General features: G+C 72.5%; 14 protein-coding genes. 11 read left to right on the top strand and 3 right to left on the bottom strand.

All coding sequences use genetic code 11. From position 1 onward, the window contains the following. Nucleotides 1–132: 132 nt before the first annotated feature. The 8 genes from ACYVF4_RS11985 to dapF all read left to right on the top strand — a co-directional run bounded on the left by ACYVF4_RS11985 (nucleotide 133) and on the right by dapF (nucleotide 6,531). Entirely contained in the window at nucleotides 133–441 is a 309-nt protein-coding gene (locus ACYVF4_RS11985) for a helix-turn-helix domain-containing protein (RefSeq protein ID WP_460722962.1), read from the top strand. Between the two features lie 22 nt (nucleotides 442–463). Next, the gene (locus ACYVF4_RS11990; RefSeq protein ID WP_460722964.1) at nucleotides 464–685 is read left to right on the top strand and encodes a DUF3046 domain-containing protein; all 222 of its coding nucleotides are present in this window, start codon (nucleotides 464–466) and stop codon (nucleotides 683–685) included. A 262-nt stretch (nucleotides 686–947) separates the two neighbouring features. After that, complete coding sequence (recA, locus tag ACYVF4_RS11995) at nucleotides 948–1,997, top strand: recombinase RecA (protein WP_460722966.1); 1,050 nt, start codon at nucleotides 948–950, stop codon at nucleotides 1,995–1,997. Then, nucleotides 1,997–2,692, top strand: a complete 696-nt coding sequence (locus tag ACYVF4_RS12000) for a regulatory protein RecX (RefSeq protein ID WP_460722968.1) — start codon at nucleotides 1,997–1,999, stop codon at nucleotides 2,690–2,692. The genes recA and ACYVF4_RS12000 overlap by 1 nt, the downstream gene beginning before the upstream one ends. A gap of 51 nt (nucleotides 2,693–2,743) precedes the next feature. Then, the gene (gene miaB, locus ACYVF4_RS12005) at nucleotides 2,744–4,288 is read left to right on the top strand and encodes a tRNA (N6-isopentenyl adenosine(37)-C2)-methylthiotransferase MiaB (RefSeq protein ID WP_460722970.1); all 1,545 of its coding nucleotides are present in this window, start codon (nucleotides 2,744–2,746) and stop codon (nucleotides 4,286–4,288) included. After that, nucleotides 4,285–5,208, top strand: coding sequence for a tRNA (adenosine(37)-N6)-dimethylallyltransferase MiaA (gene miaA, locus ACYVF4_RS12010; RefSeq protein WP_460722972.1), 924 nt, complete (start codon nucleotides 4,285–4,287; stop codon nucleotides 5,206–5,208). Before miaB ends, miaA begins: the two co-directional genes overlap by 4 nt. Next, nucleotides 5,205–5,627, top strand: coding sequence for a GNAT family acetyltransferase (locus tag ACYVF4_RS12015; RefSeq protein WP_460722974.1), 423 nt, complete (start codon nucleotides 5,205–5,207; stop codon nucleotides 5,625–5,627). Before miaA ends, ACYVF4_RS12015 begins: the two co-directional genes overlap by 4 nt. Nucleotides 5,628–5,661: 34 nt before the next feature. After that, nucleotides 5,662–6,531, top strand: coding sequence for a diaminopimelate epimerase (gene dapF / locus ACYVF4_RS12020; protein ID WP_460722976.1), 870 nt, complete (start codon nucleotides 5,662–5,664; stop codon nucleotides 6,529–6,531). 4 nt (nucleotides 6,532–6,535) lie between these two features. Here dapF and ACYVF4_RS12025 read toward each other — a convergent pair whose 3' ends face one another. Continuing rightward, nucleotides 6,536–7,177 carry a class I SAM-dependent methyltransferase gene (locus ACYVF4_RS12025; protein ID WP_460722978.1) on the bottom strand — a complete coding sequence of 214 codons (642 nt, stop codon included), beginning with the start codon at nucleotides 7,175–7,177 and terminating at the stop codon, nucleotides 6,536–6,538. Between the two features lie 89 nt (nucleotides 7,178–7,266). On the opposite strand from ACYVF4_RS12025, the gene hflX reads away from it, so the two are divergent. Continuing rightward, entirely contained in the window at nucleotides 7,267–8,817 is a 1,551-nt protein-coding gene (hflX, locus tag ACYVF4_RS12030) for a GTPase HflX (RefSeq protein ID WP_460722980.1), read from the top strand. Between the two features lie 15 nt (nucleotides 8,818–8,832). Here the strand turns inward: hflX and ACYVF4_RS12035 are convergent, their stop codons facing one another. Beyond that, on the bottom strand, nucleotides 8,833–10,740 hold the full coding sequence (locus ACYVF4_RS12035) for an alpha/beta hydrolase family protein (protein WP_460722982.1): 1,908 nt from the start codon (nucleotides 10,738–10,740) through the stop codon (nucleotides 8,833–8,835). A gap of 155 nt (nucleotides 10,741–10,895) precedes the next feature. Between ACYVF4_RS12035 and ACYVF4_RS12040 the strand changes: the two genes are divergently transcribed. Both ACYVF4_RS12040 and metE read left to right on the top strand, forming a co-directional pair. Beyond that, on the top strand, nucleotides 10,896–11,939 hold the full coding sequence (locus ACYVF4_RS12040) for a methylenetetrahydrofolate reductase (protein ID WP_460722984.1): 1,044 nt from the start codon (nucleotides 10,896–10,898) through the stop codon (nucleotides 11,937–11,939). Next, nucleotides 11,936–14,275 carry a 5-methyltetrahydropteroyltriglutamate--homocysteine S-methyltransferase gene (gene metE / locus ACYVF4_RS12045; RefSeq protein WP_460722986.1) on the top strand — a complete coding sequence of 780 codons (2,340 nt, stop codon included), beginning with the start codon at nucleotides 11,936–11,938 and terminating at the stop codon, nucleotides 14,273–14,275. The genes ACYVF4_RS12040 and metE overlap by 4 nt, the downstream gene beginning before the upstream one ends. 66 nt (nucleotides 14,276–14,341) lie before the next feature. On the opposite strand, the gene lexA is transcribed toward metE, so the two are convergent. After that, complete coding sequence (gene lexA, locus ACYVF4_RS12050; RefSeq protein ID WP_460722988.1) at nucleotides 14,342–15,007, bottom strand: transcriptional repressor LexA; 666 nt, start codon at nucleotides 15,005–15,007, stop codon at nucleotides 14,342–14,344. Nucleotides 15,008–15,191 lie beyond the last annotated feature (184 nt).

Here is a 15,191-nt window from a genome sequence, read left to right on the forward strand (position 1 = left end):
AGCGGTGTTTCGTCGCCGTTACATTCGGTGATTCCCACCCATTGCACAGCGCGCGGGTTTAGATTGGGCACCAGCACCGTTGTACTGTTGTCCACCCGGACAGCAAGGGAATCAGACGTGAGGAGGGGACCCATGATCCTGGTTCGACAAGAGATCGGCGAAGTGCTTCGTGACTTCCGCCAGCAGAAGGGCCGTACCCTCCGTCAGGTGGCAAGCCGCGCCAGCGTCGCCCTCGGTTACCTCAGCGAGGTCGAGCGGGGCCAGAAAGAGGCCTCGAGCGAGATCCTCGCCTCGGTCGCCGAAGCCCTCGACATCCCCATCTCCACGATCATGCGCGAGGTGGGCGACCGCATCTCGGTCCTCGAGGGGCTGCAGACCTTCCCCGACGTCGTCCCGGACGAGCTGGTCGCCTCGGTCGACGCCGAGCTCTCGCTGCGCTGATCGCGCGCTCCTTCACCCACGTATGCGTCGCAGCGAGTTCGAGCGCGCCGTCGCCGAGGAGTTCGGTCCGAGGGCGTCCTCGCTCCTGGCCGACCTCATCCTGACCGCCGTCGGCGGCCGCACGGCCGCCGAGGCGATGGCCGCCGGCATCCCGCCGCGCGACATCTGGGATGCGCTGTGCGTCGAGGCGGACGTGCCGGCGGAGCGCCGGTACGGCGTGGGGCGACTCGATCCGAAGAAGTAGCCGCCGCGCGGCGTGTCGTCTCGAAGATGTGTTCGAGGTGCATAGGCTCCTGCACAGCGGGTGTCCAGGACGATTCTGTCCACAGCGCGGGAGTGGCGACGACGGATGTCGGAGCCCCCTCGTAGCGTGAGCAGCGTCGAAAGACACCCCAGCCTTGTCCCAGCATCCGCCCCACCGGTGGGCGGAGCGGGACAGCCTACAGGCGACCGGATCTCCGTCCGCGGATCATCCGCTGACGGGAAGAGTGCAGAAGGAGCACGCGATGCCATCACCCGCCGACCGCGAGAAGGCCCTCGAGACGGCCCTCGCCCAGATCGACCGGCAGTTCGGGAAGGGCTCGGTGATGCGGCTCGGCAGCGACGAGCGTGCGCCCGTCGAAGTCGTCCCCACCGGCTCCATCGCACTGGATGTGGCCCTCGGCATCGGCGGACTCCCGCGCGGCCGCATCATCGAGATCTACGGGCCGGAGTCGTCGGGTAAGACCACCCTGACCCTCCATGCCATCGCCAATGTGCAGCGCGCGGGCGGGATCGCGGCGTTCGTCGACGCCGAGCACGCGCTGGACCCCGACTACGCGCAGAAGCTCGGCGTCGACATCGACTCGCTCCTGGTCTCGCAGCCCGACACCGGTGAGCAGGCGCTCGAGATCGCCGACATGCTCGTGCGCTCCGGCGCGATCGATCTGGTCGTCATCGACTCCGTCGCCGCGCTGGTGCCCAAGGCCGAGATCGAGGGCGAGATGGGCGACTCCCACGTCGGACTGCAGGCGCGACTGATGTCGCAGGCGCTGCGCAAGCTGACCGGTGGTCTGAACCAGACGAACACCACGATGATCTTCATCAACCAGCTGCGCGAGAAGATCGGCGTGTTCTTCGGCTCTCCCGAGACCACGGCCGGCGGCAAGGCGCTGAAGTTCTACGCCTCGGTGCGGTTGGACATCCGCCGCATCGAGACCCTCAAGGACGGCACCGAGGCGGTCGGCAACCGGACGCGTGTGAAGGTCGTGAAGAACAAGATGGCTCCGCCGTTCAAGCAGGCCGAGTTCGACATCCTCTACGGCGTCGGCATCTCGCGCGAGGGCAGCCTCATCGACTTCGGGGTGGAGCACGGCATCGTCAAGAAGTCCGGCGCGTGGTACACCTACGACGGCGAACAGCTCGGTCAGGGCAAAGAGAACGCCCGCAACTTCCTGATCAAGAACGTCGACGTCGCCGCCGACATCGAGTCCAAGATCAAGGTCAAGCTGGGCATCGGCCAGCCCAAGGCCGAGACGCCGGCGAAGGACGAGCTGGCGGCGCGCCGCCCGGCCTGATGGTCCGCTTCATCGACGCCGGCGACCCGCCGCCCGAGGACGACTTCTCGGGCGGGCGGGTCGCCCCCGTCATCCCGCTGTTCGGCGCAGCGAGCGCGCCGCCGCCACCGGACAGGGACGGCGGTCCGGTCGAGCACGATCGGTTCGGCCCGGACGAGACGGACGCCGGCCAGGCGGGCTCCTGCGCCGACACCGAGCGCGAGCTCGCCGAACGGACGCTCCTGCGCAAGCTCCGCACCCGCTCGCTGTCCGTCCGAGAGGCTCGCGCCGTCGTCGCCGAGCGGGACGTCGGGCCCGAGGACGTCGAAGCCGTGATCGACGACTTCCTGCGGCGCGGCTACCTCGACGACGCGGCGCTGGCCGACCAGCTCGTCCACGCGGGCACGGGCCGGCGAGGGCACGGACGGCGGGCGATCGCGCAGACCCTCGCCAAGCGCGGGGTTCCGCGGGACGTGGCCGACGCCGCCCTGGGCGCGCTCCCCGACGACGACGAGGAGCGCGCGCTGGAGTTCGCGCTGGCGAAGGCGCGGTCGATGTCCGGACTCGAACCCGAGACCGCCCTCCGGCGGCTGACGGGGCAGCTGGCGCGCCGCGGCTACGGCGGTCATGTGGCGATGTCGGCGGCCCGCCAGGCGCTGGCCGCGCACCGCCCGACGCCCCGTTCGGGCCCGGGCGGGGGAGTGCGGTTCGACTGAACGCGGGCGGGGCCTGGGCTGCCAGCATCCGCTCGTAGAATGGCACCCATCATGTCGACCCCCTCCAGCTCTCCCACCCTCATCGCGCCCTCCGACGCGGCAACGGGTACGGACGGCCGCGCGCGCACGTACGACGTGCGCACCTTCGGCTGCCAGATGAACGTCCACGACTCCGAGCGGCTCTCGGGGTCGCTCGAGAGCGCCGGCTACGTCCGCGCCGCCGACGGCGACGAGGCCGACGTCGTCGTCATCAACACGTGCGCGGTGCGCGACAACGCCGCCGGCAAGCTCTACGGCACGCTCGGCCACCTGAAGTCCCGCAAGGACAAGCACGAGGGCATGCAGATCGCCGTCGGCGGGTGCCTCGCGCAGATGGACAAGCAGGCTGTCCTCGAAAAGGCGCCGTGGGTCGACGTCGTCTTCGGCACGCACAACATGGGGTCGCTGCCCAGCCTGCTCGAGCGCGCGCGGCACAACGGCGAGGCCGAGCTCGAGATCCTCGAGTCGCTCGAGGTCTTCCCCTCCACGCTCCCGACCAAGCGCGACAGCGTGCACAGCGGCTGGGTGTCGATCTCGGTGGGCTGCAACAACACCTGCACGTTCTGCATCGTGCCGAGCCTGCGCGGCAAGGAGAAGGACCGCCGACCCGGCGACATCCTCAGCGAGATCCGCCTGCTCGTGGACGACGGTGCCGTCGAGGTGACCCTCCTCGGCCAGAACGTCAACTCCTACGGCGTAGAGTTCGGCGACCGGCAGGCGTTCGGCAAGCTGCTGCGCGCCGCCGGCGAGATCGAGGGTCTCGAGCGGATCCGTTTCACCAGCCCCCACCCCGCGGCCTTCACCGACGACGTCATCGAGGCGATGGCCGAGACGCCCGCCGTGATGCCCCAGCTGCACATGCCGCTGCAGTCGGGGAGCGACCGGGTGCTGCGGGCCATGCGCCGCTCCTACCGTAGCGACCGGTTCCTCGGCATCCTCGACCGTGTGCGCGAGCGCATCCCGCACGCGGCGATCTCGACCGACATCATCGTCGGATTCCCCGGCGAGACGGACGAGGACTTCGAGGACACGCTGCGTGTCGTGGAGCAGGCGCGGTTCGCCAGCGCCTTCACCTTCCAATACTCCATCCGCGAGGGCACCCCGGCCGCGACCATGCCTGACCAGGTCCCCAAGGCGGTCGTGCAGGAGCGCTACGAGCGGCTCGTCGCCCTGCAGGAGCGGATCTCGCTGGAAGAGAACCACGCCCAGCTCGGTCGCGAGGTCGAGGTGCTGGTGTCGACCGGCGAGGGCAAGAAGGATGCCGCGACCCACCGCATGACCGGCCGCGCAGAGGACAACCGCCTGGTTCACTTCGAGGTGCCGGAAGGGTCCGACGTGCCCCGCCCGGGCGACATGGTGACGGTGACGATCACGCACGCCGCCCCCTTCCACCTGCTCGCCGACGCGCCCGCCGGTGAACTGCTGCGGATCCGCCGCACCCGGGCCGGGGACGCGTGGGACCGGTCGCAGGCGGAGTCGTGCGCCGTGCCCGCTCCGGCAGGCGACGGCCCGCGCGCGGTCTCGCTCGGGCTGCCCACGCTCCGCGTCGGCGAGTGAGCGGCGCCCGGCCGCGGCTGTGGGCGGTCGTGGGGGCGACCGGCACCGGCAAGACGGCGCTGTCGCTGGATCTCGCCGAAGCGCTGTCGGCGAGGGGGACGCCGGCCGAGATCGTCAACGCCGACGCCATGCAGCTGTACCGCGACATGGACATCGGCACCGCCAAGCTCCCCGAGGCCGAGCGGCGCGGCATCCCGCATCACCTCCTCGATGTGCTGGACGTCACCGACGAGGCCGCCGTCGCCTGGTATCAGACGGCCGCGCGCGAGGCGATCGGGGCGATCCACGCGCGCGGCGCCGACGCCGTCCTGGTGGGCGGGTCGGGACTGTACGTCTCGAGCGTCGTCTTCGACTTCCGCTTCCCGCCGCACGATGACGAGCTTCGCGCGCGGCTCGAGGCGGAGCTCGACGCGGCCGGTCCCGGAGCGCTGTACGCACGGCTGCGCGAGAAGGACCCGGCGACGGCCGCCCGCGTCGATCCGCGCAACGGCCGTCGCATCGTCCGCGCCCTCGAGGTGCTCGCGCAGGGGTCGGCCACCCACGGCGCCGCCCTTCCGGACGTGCCGCTGCTGTGGCATCCCGACACGACCCTCGTGGGCGTCGCCGTGCCGCGCGAGGAGCTCGTGCCCCGCCTCGACGCGCGCGTCGAGCGGATGTGGGCGGACGGGCTCGTCGACGAGGTGCGCCGGCTGCGGGCGCGCGGGCTCGAGCAGGGGGTGACCGCCCGCCGCGCCATCGGCTACGCGCAGGCGCTGGACCAGCTCGACGGCCGGTCGAGCGAGGGCGAGGCCATCGCGCAGACGCAGGCCCTCACGCGACGCTACGCCCGTCGCCAGGTGGCGTGGTTCCGGCGGTATCCGGGACTGCGGTGGATGGATCCGGGATCGGATGCCGGGAGCCTGGCAGACTCGACGGCATGACCGTCGAGATCCGGGCCTTCTCCGTCGCAGACACCGAAGCCGTCGTCGCCCTGTGGCAGGCGAGCGGGCTGACCAGACCCTGGAACAATCCGTACCAGGACATCAGCCGCAAGCTCACCGTGCAGCCCGAGCTGTTCCTGGTCGCGGTGGCCGAGGACGAGGTCGTCGGATCGGTGATGGCCGGCTACGACGGCCATCGCGGGTGGATGTACTACCTGGCCAGCGACCCGCGCCGGCGCGAGCAGGGCATCGGGCGGCGTCTCGTCCGCGAGGCCGAGGAGCGACTGCTGGCGATGGGCTGCCCCAAGGTGCAGCTCATGGTGCGCCCCGACAACGGCATCGCCCAGGGCTTCTACGAGGCGCTGGAGTACGAGCCGTTCGAGGTGTGGGCCACCGGCAAGCGCCTCATCGCCGACTGAGAGGCGGTGCCGGGCGCGGTCCTAGACTGGGGCGATGCCTCAGATCTCGTTCACCAAGGGCCATGGCACCGGCAACGACTTCGTCATCGTGCCCGACGCCGACGGGGTGCTCGAGCTCAGCGACGATCAGGTCGCGGTGCTGTGCGACCGCCGGTTCGGGATCGGCGGCGACGGCATCCTGCGTGTCGTGCGCGCCGCCGCGATCGACGAGGGTGCCGATGCCGCAGCCGCCGGTGCCGAGTGGTTCATGGACTACCGCAACGCCGACGGCTCGAAGGCCGAGATGTGCGGCAACGGCGTGCGGGTCTTCGTCCGCTACCTGCTCGAGGCCGGGTTGGCCGTCATCGGCGACAGCCCGCTGCCGATCGGCACGCGCGCCGGAGTGAAGACCGTCACCACCAGCGATCTGGGCTTCGAAGTCGACCTCGGTCCCTGGCGGGTCGAGCCGCAGGACGTCCTCGTGCGGGCGCGCGGCATCGGCGCGCCGCGTCCGGGCCTCGGGATCGACGTCGGCAATCCCCACGTGGTGGTCGCCCTCCCCGAGGAGCGCGAACTGGACGCCCTCGACCTGACCGCCCAGCCGCAGCTGCACCCCGAGCCGCCCCACGGGGCGAACGTCGAGTTCGTCGTCCCCGCCGACCCGCTGGTCAAGGACGGCGTCGGCAGCATCCGCATGCGGGTCTTCGAGCGCGGGGTCGGCGAGACCCTCTCGTGCGGCACGGGCGTGGCCGCCGCGGCCCTCGCTGTCCGGGAATGGGCGGGCCGGGCCGCGCCCGACCGCTGGAGCGTCGCGGTGCCGGGGGGTGTGCTGGGCGTGCGGATGCCGGAGGTCGACGGCGAGCGGCACGTGCTGCTGTCGGGCCCGGCGACGTTGGTCTACTCCGGCGAGGTCGCCCTCGCCTGACGCGTCACGGAAGGTCGATCGCCGCGGTCGCCGGAGTGCCGTGACGGCGGACCTTGAGGACCCGGAACCCGCGACCGGTCGCCGCGCGGTGGACGCTGTAGCCGCGGTCGAAGGTCGCCGCGAGCCAGCGCTGCAGGCTGTCGGAGCCGAGGTTGCGCTGGACGACGAGCCAGGCGTCCGAGCGCTCGTCCAGGCGGGGGATCCACTCCTCGAGCAGGCCGTGCAGCACGTTCTTGCCCACCCGGATCGGCGGGTTGGACCGGATGGTGCGGAACGAGATGTCGTCGGGAACATCCTCGGGCAGCGAGGCGTTGACGTTCGAGAGCCCGAGGGCCTCGGCGTTGCGGCGTACGAGGTCCAGGGCCCGCTCGTTGACGTCGACGGCCCACACGGTCGCGCGCGGGGACTGCAGGGCCAGCGTCAGGGCGATCGGCCCCCAGCCGCACCCGAGGTCGAGCAGGTGGCCGCCGGGCGGTGGGGGAGGCGTGTTGGCCAGGAGCACCTCGGTGCCCGAGTCGATGTGACCCGGACTGAACACTCCGCCCGCGGTCGTCACCTCGACATCGCGGCCGTCCAGGGTCACCGGCACACGACGGAGGTTCTCAGCGCTGGCGGGCGACGCGCTGAAGTAGTGGTCGTCCCCCATGGCTGTCGAGCGTAGCCGACGAGCGGGCGGGCGCGGGAGCGTAGAGTTTACGGGCGTCGCGGGCCTGCGGCATCCGGTGAAAGGAACACATGACAGACACGACCACCCCCGGCAGCACCGACGAGACGCCGGTGGACCCGGTGGATCGGGTGCTTTCGCGCGCCGAAGCGCGAGCGGGACGGCGCGTCAGCACGTTCGGCGACCGCGGCGAGGAGCGCCGGCTGGGCGCTGCGCAGGCGCTGCAGGATGCTGCGACCATCGGGGCGGGCGACGCCGACGGCGAGCAGTGGGATCGCGAGGAGCGTGCGGCGCTCCGCCGCGTCCCGGGGCTCTCCACCGAGCTCGAGGATGTCACCGAGGTCGAGTACCGGCAGCTGCGACTCGAGAACGTCGTCCTCGTCGGCGTCCACCCGCAGGGCGAGCAGGAGGATGCCGAGAACTCGCTGCGCGAGCTCGCCGCCCTCGCCGAGACGGCGGGCGCGGTCGTCCTCGACGGCGTGCTGCAGCGACGTCCGCACCCGGACCCGGCGACCTACGTCGGCCGGGGCAAGGCCGAGGAGCTGCGCGACATCGTCGCCGCCGTCGGCGCGGACACCGTGATCGCCGACACCGAGCTCGCCCCCAGCCAGCGTCGTGCTCTGGAGGACGTGGTCAAGGTCAAGGTCATCGACCGGACGACGGTCATCCTCGACATCTTCAGCCAGCACGCCAAGAGCCGCGAGGGCAAGGCCCAGGTCGAGCTCGCGCAGCTGGAGTACCTGCTGCCGCGCCTTCGCGGGTGGGGTGACTCCATGAGCCGCCAGGCCGGTGGCCAGGTGGGTGCGGGCGGCGCGGGCATGGGCTCGCGCGGTCCGGGTGAGACCAAGATCGAGCTCGACCGCCGTCGCATCCGCACGCGCATGGCGCAGCTGCGTCGCCAGATCCGCGACTTCGCGCCCGCGCGCGAGGCCAAGCGCGCGGAGCGCAAGCGTCACACGATTCCCTCGGTCGCCATCGCCGGGTACACCAACGCCGGCAAGTCGAGCCTGCTGAACCGGCTCACCAGCGCCGGGGTGCTCGTCGAGAACGCGCTGTTCGCGACGCTGGACGCCACCGTGCGGCGGACCGAGACCGAGGACGGCCGGGTGTTCACCCTGACCGACACCGTCGGCTTCGTGCGGAACCTGCCGCACCAGCTGGTCGAGGCGTTCCGCTCCACGCTGGAAGAGGTGGGCGATGCCGACGTGATCGTCCACGTCGTGGACGGTTCGCACCCCGACCCCGCCGCCCAGCTGGCGACGGTGCGCGACGTCATCGGCGACGTGGGGGCGCGCGACATCCCCGAGATCGTGGTGTTCAACAAGGCCGACCTCGTCGACGACGACACGCGGATGCTGCTGCGCGGGCTCGAGCCGCGGGCGGTGTTCGTCTCCTCCCGCACCGGCGAGGGCGTGGCGGAACTCCGCGCGGCGGTCGAGGCCGCGCTGCCGCTGCCCGCGGTCGAGGTCCGCGCGCTGGTCCCCTACGACCGCGGCGACCTGGTCTCGGCCATTCACGAGCAGGGCATCATCCTGGCGCAGGAGCACGAGGAGGGCGGCACAGCGATCCACGCGCACGTGTCGGAGCACCTCGCGGCCAAGCTCGCCGACTTCCGCAGCTGAGTCGCCTCCCGCGCCTCAGTCCAGTTCGAGGCGCGGGATGCCGGCCGGTTCGAAGCCGAATACCTGACCGAGGAAGGACACCTCCGCCTCGAGCGTCCTGATGACCGTCTCGGCGCGGCGGAAGCCGTGGCCTTCGCCCTCGAACGTCAGATACGCGTGGGGGATGCCGCGTCCGGCCAGCGCGTCGCGCACCGCTTCGGACTGCGAGGGCGGCACCACCTGGTCGTCCAGCCCCTGTTCCAGGAGCATCGGCGCCGTGAGCGCCTCGAGGCGGGTGAGCGGCGACCGCCGGCGGTAGACGTCTTCGGCCTCGGGGAGCGGGCCGACGAGCCCGTCGAGGTAGTGGCCCTCGAAGTCGTGGGTGTCCTCGGCGAGGCGCAGCAGATCCGCGACGCCGTAGCGGCTGATGCCCGCGGCGAAGGCATCCGACCGCGTGAGCGCCGACAGGACCGTCCAGCCGCCGGCTGATCCTCCCGCGATGGCGATGCGCCGCGGGTCGGCGCGTCCCACCGCGGCGAGCCCCTCCGCGGCCGCGACGACGTCGTCGACGTCGACGAGGCCCCACGTCCCGAGCAGGCGTTCGCGGTAGCTGCGGCCGTAGCCGGTCGAGCCGCCGTAGTTGACGTCGAGCACGCCGATGCCGCGGCTGGTGAAGTAGGCGATCTTCCCCGACGGAGCCCCGCCGACGTGCGCGGTGGGGCCGCCGTGGACGAAGACGACGTAGGGCGGCGTCTCGCCCTCGGGTCCGGTGACGCGGGGATTCGTCGGGGCATAGGCGAAGGCGTGCACCGGCCCGTGCGGACCGGCGAAGGACAGCGGCTCCGCCCGCGGCATCCATTCGTCGCCCGCCGGTGAACCGGCCGCGCGCACCGTCCGAAGCGCCGCGGCGTCGTCCACGTCGATGACCCAGAGTCCCGTCCCGCCCGACTCGCCGGCGCCCGAGACGAGGGCGCGGGTGCCGGCGGTGTCGTGCACCTGCACGTCCGCCACCGCGGGAAGAGACAGCGGATGCCGGTCGCCGCTGCCCGGGTCGATCAGCGCGAGCAGGTCGGAGCCGTCCGTGAGGCACGCCACCACCCGCCCGTCCGCCAGCGAGCCGTACCAGCGCATGCCGAGGTTCCACAGCGCGCCGCCGGTGTCGGCGTCGACGGGGTGGACGCACGCCGTGGGGAGGTCGGCGGACAGGTGCACGCGGTGCAGGTTCCAGCGACCCGACGGATCGTCGAGGTAGAGCAGATCGTCGGGGCCCCGCCATTCCGGCTGGAGCGGCGCGGTGCGCCCGCCGCCGGCCACCGTGGTCCACTCCGCGACCGTGCCGTCCTCGAGCCTTCCCACGCGCAGCTCGGTGCGGTCCCACGGCATGTCAGGGTGGTCCCACGCGACCCAGGCCAGGTGGGTCGCCCCCGGCGACAGCGCGGGCTGGGCGACGAAGTCGCTGTCGGACACGAGGTCGCTCGGCCCCTCGCCGTCGAGGTCGATCGACACGAGGTCGCGGCGGGGGCCGTCGGCGCCGCCGATCTCGCGGACGGCCAGCAGCACCCCGTGCTGGAACCTCAGCCCGCCGTACGAGGTGCCGGGGCGCTCGGGCGTGAGTGCCCGGGGCTCGTCACCGGGCGCCATGATGCGCACCCGCTGATCGCTCTTGTCGACGAAGACCAGCCGGCCGTCGGGGGTCGCCGTCCAGGCTCCGCCGCCGTACTCGTGCACCCGCGACCGGGCGCTCCACGGCTCCGGCAGCACCTCGTCGACGCCGTCCGCGGTGGCGCGGCGGATCGTGGTGCGTCCGCCCTGCGAGGGCACGGTCTCGGCCCACCACACCTCGTCCCCGACGAACTGTGCGCCCTCGAGCCGCGGTGAGGAGGCGGCGACCGCCGCGGCGGTGACGGGTGAGGGCCAGGAGCCGTAGGGAAGCACATCGGGCATGGCCCTTACGCTACGCCGCCCGCAACAGACCGTCACACCGCTGATGGGCGCGGGGCGGTCGGCTAGCGTGGACCCATCGTCGCCCGGTCGTCCGCACGGACGGTCCCCTTCGGGGGCCGGGCAGGAGCGACAGCCGAGCCCGGCACCCGCCCGCGATGACACCGCCCCGTCAGGCTCGCCCGGGGGCGCGCGTCCGCGGCCGCCCGGCCTCGTACATCCCCGTCCACGGAGAGCTCGCCATGTCGATCGACCTGACCGCACCGCCGGTCCCGTTCTCGTTCGAGGTCTATCCGCCTCGCACCGACGCGTCCACGCGCGCGCTGCACGAGACGATCGCCCACCTCGCCGCCGCCGGTCCGCGCTTCATCTCGGTCACCTACGGCGCGGGCGGCTCCACCGCGGGCCGGTCGCTGGACCTGCTGCGGCACATCCTGCACCACACCGACATCGAGCCGCTGGCGCACCTCACGTGCGTGGGGAGCACCTACGCCGACGCGACGGCGCTCATCCGCGAGTTCCTGGATGCCGGCATCCGCTCGTTCCTCGCGCTGCGCGGCGACCCCCCGGCCGGCATGAGCGAGGACGACGCGTTCCTCGGCGACCTCGAGTCCGCCGCGCAGCTCGTGCAGCTGATCGACCGCGTGCAGGCCGAGCGGGCGCCGTACACCGAGGCGCCCATCCCGGGCGTCCCCGGCGCCGCGCGCGTGGCCCGCGGGCAGAAGGTCGACATCGCCGTCGCCGCATTCCCCAACGGGCATCCGCGTTCGCGTCACGCCACCGAGCACATCGACGCTCTGCTGGCCAAGCAGGCGTCGGGGGCGACGCTGGCGATCACGCAGCTGTTCTTCCACGCCGACGACTACCTCTCGTTCGTGCAGCGCTCGCGGGAAGCCGGGGTCACCATCCCGATCCTCCCCGGGGTCATGCCCATCACCTCGCCCCAGCGGCTGCGACGCACCGTCGAGCTCAGCGGCGAGGCGCTGCCGGGGGAGCTCGCCGTCGCTCTCGAGGTCGAGCCCCGCCCCGAGGCCCAGCGCGAGATCGGCATCGCCCACGCCGCCGGCCTCGTCCGCGAGGTGCTCGACGGCGGAGCCCCCGGCATCCATCTGTACGCCTTCAACTCGCATGACACCGTCTTGGCGGTCCTGCGAGAGGTCGGCATCCTCGCCCCGAACACCCTCCAGGAGACCTCACGATGAACGCCCCTCGCCCCACGTTCCCGCACGGCACGATCCTCGGCTATCCGCGCCTCGGTGCGCGCCGCGAACTCAAGCGCGCGCTCGAAGCCCACTGGTCGGGCGCGCTCGACGAGGACGGCCTCGAGGCCGCCGCCGCCGAGCTGCGGCGCACCACCCGGCGGCGTCTGCTCGAGCGGGGCCTGGGCGCCACGGACTCCTCCATCCCCGAGACGTTCTCGTTCTACGACCAGGTGCTGGATGCGGCGCTCGCCGTCGGAGCGCTGCCCGAGCGCTTCGCCGCCTACGCCCGCGAGGGCGGCCCCGCCGGCCTCGCCGCGCTCTTCGCCGCCGCGCGCGGCGACGGTCAGAACCCGCCGCTCGAGATGACCAAGTGGTTCGACACCAACTACCACTACCTGGTTCCCGAGATCGGCCCCGAGACGGTGTTCGCCTACTCCGGCGGTCGCTTCGCCCGTCAGGTGGCCGAGGCGCTCGCCGACGGCGTGGTCGTCCGCCCGGTCCTCGTCGGTCCGGTGACGCTGCTCGCCCTGGCGAAGGCGACGGATGCCGCGCCCGACGGCTTCGATCCGCTGACCCGCCTGGACGACGTGGTCGCCGTATACACCCAGATCCTGAGCGCACTGCGGCAGGCGGGCGCGCAGTGGGTGCAGCTGGACGAGCCGGCGCTGGTGTCCGAGAACCTCGCCGCCGCGCCCGGGGATCTCGCCGACGCCGCCCGGCGGGCGTACGCGTCCCTGTCGGCCGCCTCGGACCGCCCCGCGATCCTGGTCGCCGCCGGATACGGCCGCGTGTCCGACAAGGCGTGGCAGGCACTCGCCTCGACGGACATCGAGGGGATCGCCCTCGATCTCCATCGCGCCGACGTGCCGCCGGCCGTCGACGGTCTGGGCGACAAGGTCCTGGTGGCGGGGGTCATCGACGGGCGCAACATCTGGCGCGCCGATCTGGACCGGGCGTGGCGGTCGCTGACCCATGCGCGCGAACTCGGCGCCGCGCACGTGGCGGCGGGCACCTCGACCTCGCTGCAGCACGTGCCGCACGACGCCGACGACGAACCGGACCTCGCGCCGCGGCTGCGCTCGTGGCTGGCCTTCGCGGATCAGAAGGTCTCGGAGATCGCGATCCTCGCGCGCGGCCTGGCCGACGGCCGCGACGCCATCGCCGCAGAGGCGGCCGAGGCCGGGGCGGCGATCGCGGACCGCCAGAGCGCGGCCGGCGTCCGCGTGCCGGCGGTGCGCGAGCGGACCGCCGCACTCTCGGACGCCGACCGGCAGCGGGGCGACGCGGCCGTGCGCCGCGCCGCGCAGCAGGCCGCCCGGGATCTGCCGCTGCTGCCCACGACGACGATCGGCTCGTTCCCGCAGACCGCCGAGATCCGCCGCGCCCGCGCCGCGCACGTGCGCGGCGACCTGACGGCGGGGGAGTACGACGGCTTCCTACGGGACGAGATCCGCCGAGTGGTGTCGCTGCAGGAGGACCTCGGCCTGGACGTGCTGGTCCACGGCGAGCCCGAGCGCAACGACATGGTGCAGTACTTCGCCGAGCACCTGGACGGCTTCGCCGTGACCCGCAATGGCTGGGTGCAGTCCTACGGCTCGCGTGCGACGCGACCGTCGCTGCTGTGGGGCGACGTCTCGCGCCCTGCCCCCATCACCGTGGACTGGGCGCGATTCGCGCAGTCGCTCACCCCCAAGCCCGTCAAGGGCATGCTCACGGGGCCGGTCACCATCCTGGCGTGGTCGTTCGTCCGCGACGACCAGCCGCTCGCCGACACCGCCGCGCAGGTCGCGCTCGCGCTGCGTGACGAGATTGCCGACCTCGAGACGGCGGGGATCGGGATCATCCAGGTGGACGAGCCGGCGCTGCGCGAGCTGCTGCCGCTGCGGCAGGATGCCCACGAGGACTACCTGGCGTGGTCGGTCGGCGCGTTCCGTCTCGCCACGGCCGGGGCCACGCCGGCGACGCAGATCCACACCCACCTGTGCTACTCGGAGTTCGACACCGTCATCGACGCGATCGCGGGCCTGGACGCCGACGTCACCTCGATCGAGGCCGCGCGCAGCCGCGGCGACGTGATAGACGACATCGCCGCCTCGGGTTTCCCCACGGCGGTCGGACCCGGGGTGTGGGACATCCACTCGCCCCGCGTCCCCGACGAGGCCGAGATCGCGGCGCTGCTCGACCGCGCCGTCGCGGCGCTTCCGCTCGCGCAGGTATGGGTGAACCCGGACTGCGGGCTGAAGACACGCGGGTACGACGAGACGGTCGCATCGCTGCGGAACCTCGTGGCCGCCACCGCGACCGCACGGGCCGCCGCGGCGTCGTTCGCCGGCTGAGCCGCCGGCCGGGCCCCCGGCCGACTCGCCGGCCGGGGTCCGCCACGCGGGTCCCGGCCGGTCCGTTCAGACCGCGCGCAGGACGGCGACGACCTTGCCGAGCACGACGGCGTCGTCGCCGAGGATCGGCTCGAAGGCCGAGTTGCGGGGCAGCAGCCACGTGTGCCCGTCCCGCTGCCGGAAGGTCTTCACCGTGGCCTCGCCGTCGAGCATCGCCGCGACGATCTCGCCGTTGTCGGCGGTGGCCTGGGAGCGGACGACGACCCAGTCGCCGTCGCATATGGCGGCGTCGATCATGGACTCGCCGCTGACCTTCAGCATGAACAGCTCGCCCTTGCCCACCAGCTGGCGGGGCAGGGGGAAGATCTCCTCGACCTGCTGGTCGGCGGTGATCGGCACGCCGGCGGCGATGCGGCCGACGAGCGGGACGAGCGCGGCATCGCCGACGGCGGGCGCCTCGTCGGCGGGATTCTCGCCGGCGCTCCCGGGCAGATCGATCAGCACCTCCATGGCGCGCGTCTTGCCCGGGTCCCGACGCAGGTAGCCGCTGAGCTCGAGCTGGTTGAGCTGATGGGTCACGCTCGACAGGGACTTCAGGCCCACGGCATCCCCGATCTCGCGCATGCTCGGCGGATAGCCGTGGCGGGCGATCGAGCGCTGGATCACCTCGAGGATCGCCAGCTGCTTGTCGCTGAGGCTCTTGCGGCGACGCGTCTGCGGCTTCTCGCTCATCGGGGACCTGCATTCTCGCTCATGTCGGCTCCTGTCTCGCGCCTGCGTCGGCAGCGGTCTTCGAATGTCGGAGGCCCATGGTGGGCTGTCGCTATCGAAACGGTATCCCGTCCGCCGGAGCGCCGGAGGCACCATCGCCCGCGTGTCGCTTCGACGGTCGGCTTCCCGATTCGTCGCTTGACAC

The organism is Microbacterium aureliae (assembly GCF_054780155.1).

Bases quoted from the DNA above. Each gene is read 5' to 3' on its own strand.
- ACYVF4_RS12025 (WP_460722978.1), bottom strand. From the start codon at position 7,177: ATGGGGGACGACCACTACTTCAGCGCGTCGCCCGCCAGCGCTGAGAAC.
- ACYVF4_RS11990 (WP_460722964.1), top strand. From the start codon at position 464: ATGCGTCGCAGCGAGTTCGAGCGCGCCGTCGCCGAGGAGTTCGGTCCG.
- dapF (WP_460722976.1), top strand. From the start codon at position 5,662: ATGCCTCAGATCTCGTTCACCAAGGGCCATGGCACCGGCAACGACTTC.
- hflX (WP_460722980.1), top strand. From the start codon at position 7,267: ATGACAGACACGACCACCCCCGGCAGCACCGACGAGACGCCGGTGGAC.
- metE (WP_460722986.1), top strand. From the start codon at position 11,936: ATGAACGCCCCTCGCCCCACGTTCCCGCACGGCACGATCCTCGGCTAT.
- ACYVF4_RS12035 (WP_460722982.1), bottom strand. From the start codon at position 10,740: ATGCCCGATGTGCTTCCCTACGGCTCCTGGCCCTCACCCGTCACCGCC.
- ACYVF4_RS12040 (WP_460722984.1), top strand. From the start codon at position 10,896: ATGACACCGCCCCGTCAGGCTCGCCCGGGGGCGCGCGTCCGCGGCCGC.
- lexA (WP_460722988.1), bottom strand. From the start codon at position 15,007: ATGAGCGAGAAGCCGCAGACGCGTCGCCGCAAGAGCCTCAGCGACAAG.
- miaB (WP_460722970.1), top strand. From the start codon at position 2,744: ATGTCGACCCCCTCCAGCTCTCCCACCCTCATCGCGCCCTCCGACGCG.
- ACYVF4_RS11985 (WP_460722962.1), top strand. From the start codon at position 133: ATGATCCTGGTTCGACAAGAGATCGGCGAAGTGCTTCGTGACTTCCGC.
- ACYVF4_RS12015 (WP_460722974.1), top strand. From the start codon at position 5,205: ATGACCGTCGAGATCCGGGCCTTCTCCGTCGCAGACACCGAAGCCGTC.
- recA (WP_460722966.1), top strand. From the start codon at position 948: ATGCCATCACCCGCCGACCGCGAGAAGGCCCTCGAGACGGCCCTCGCC.
- ACYVF4_RS12000 (WP_460722968.1), top strand. From the start codon at position 1,997: ATGGTCCGCTTCATCGACGCCGGCGACCCGCCGCCCGAGGACGACTTC.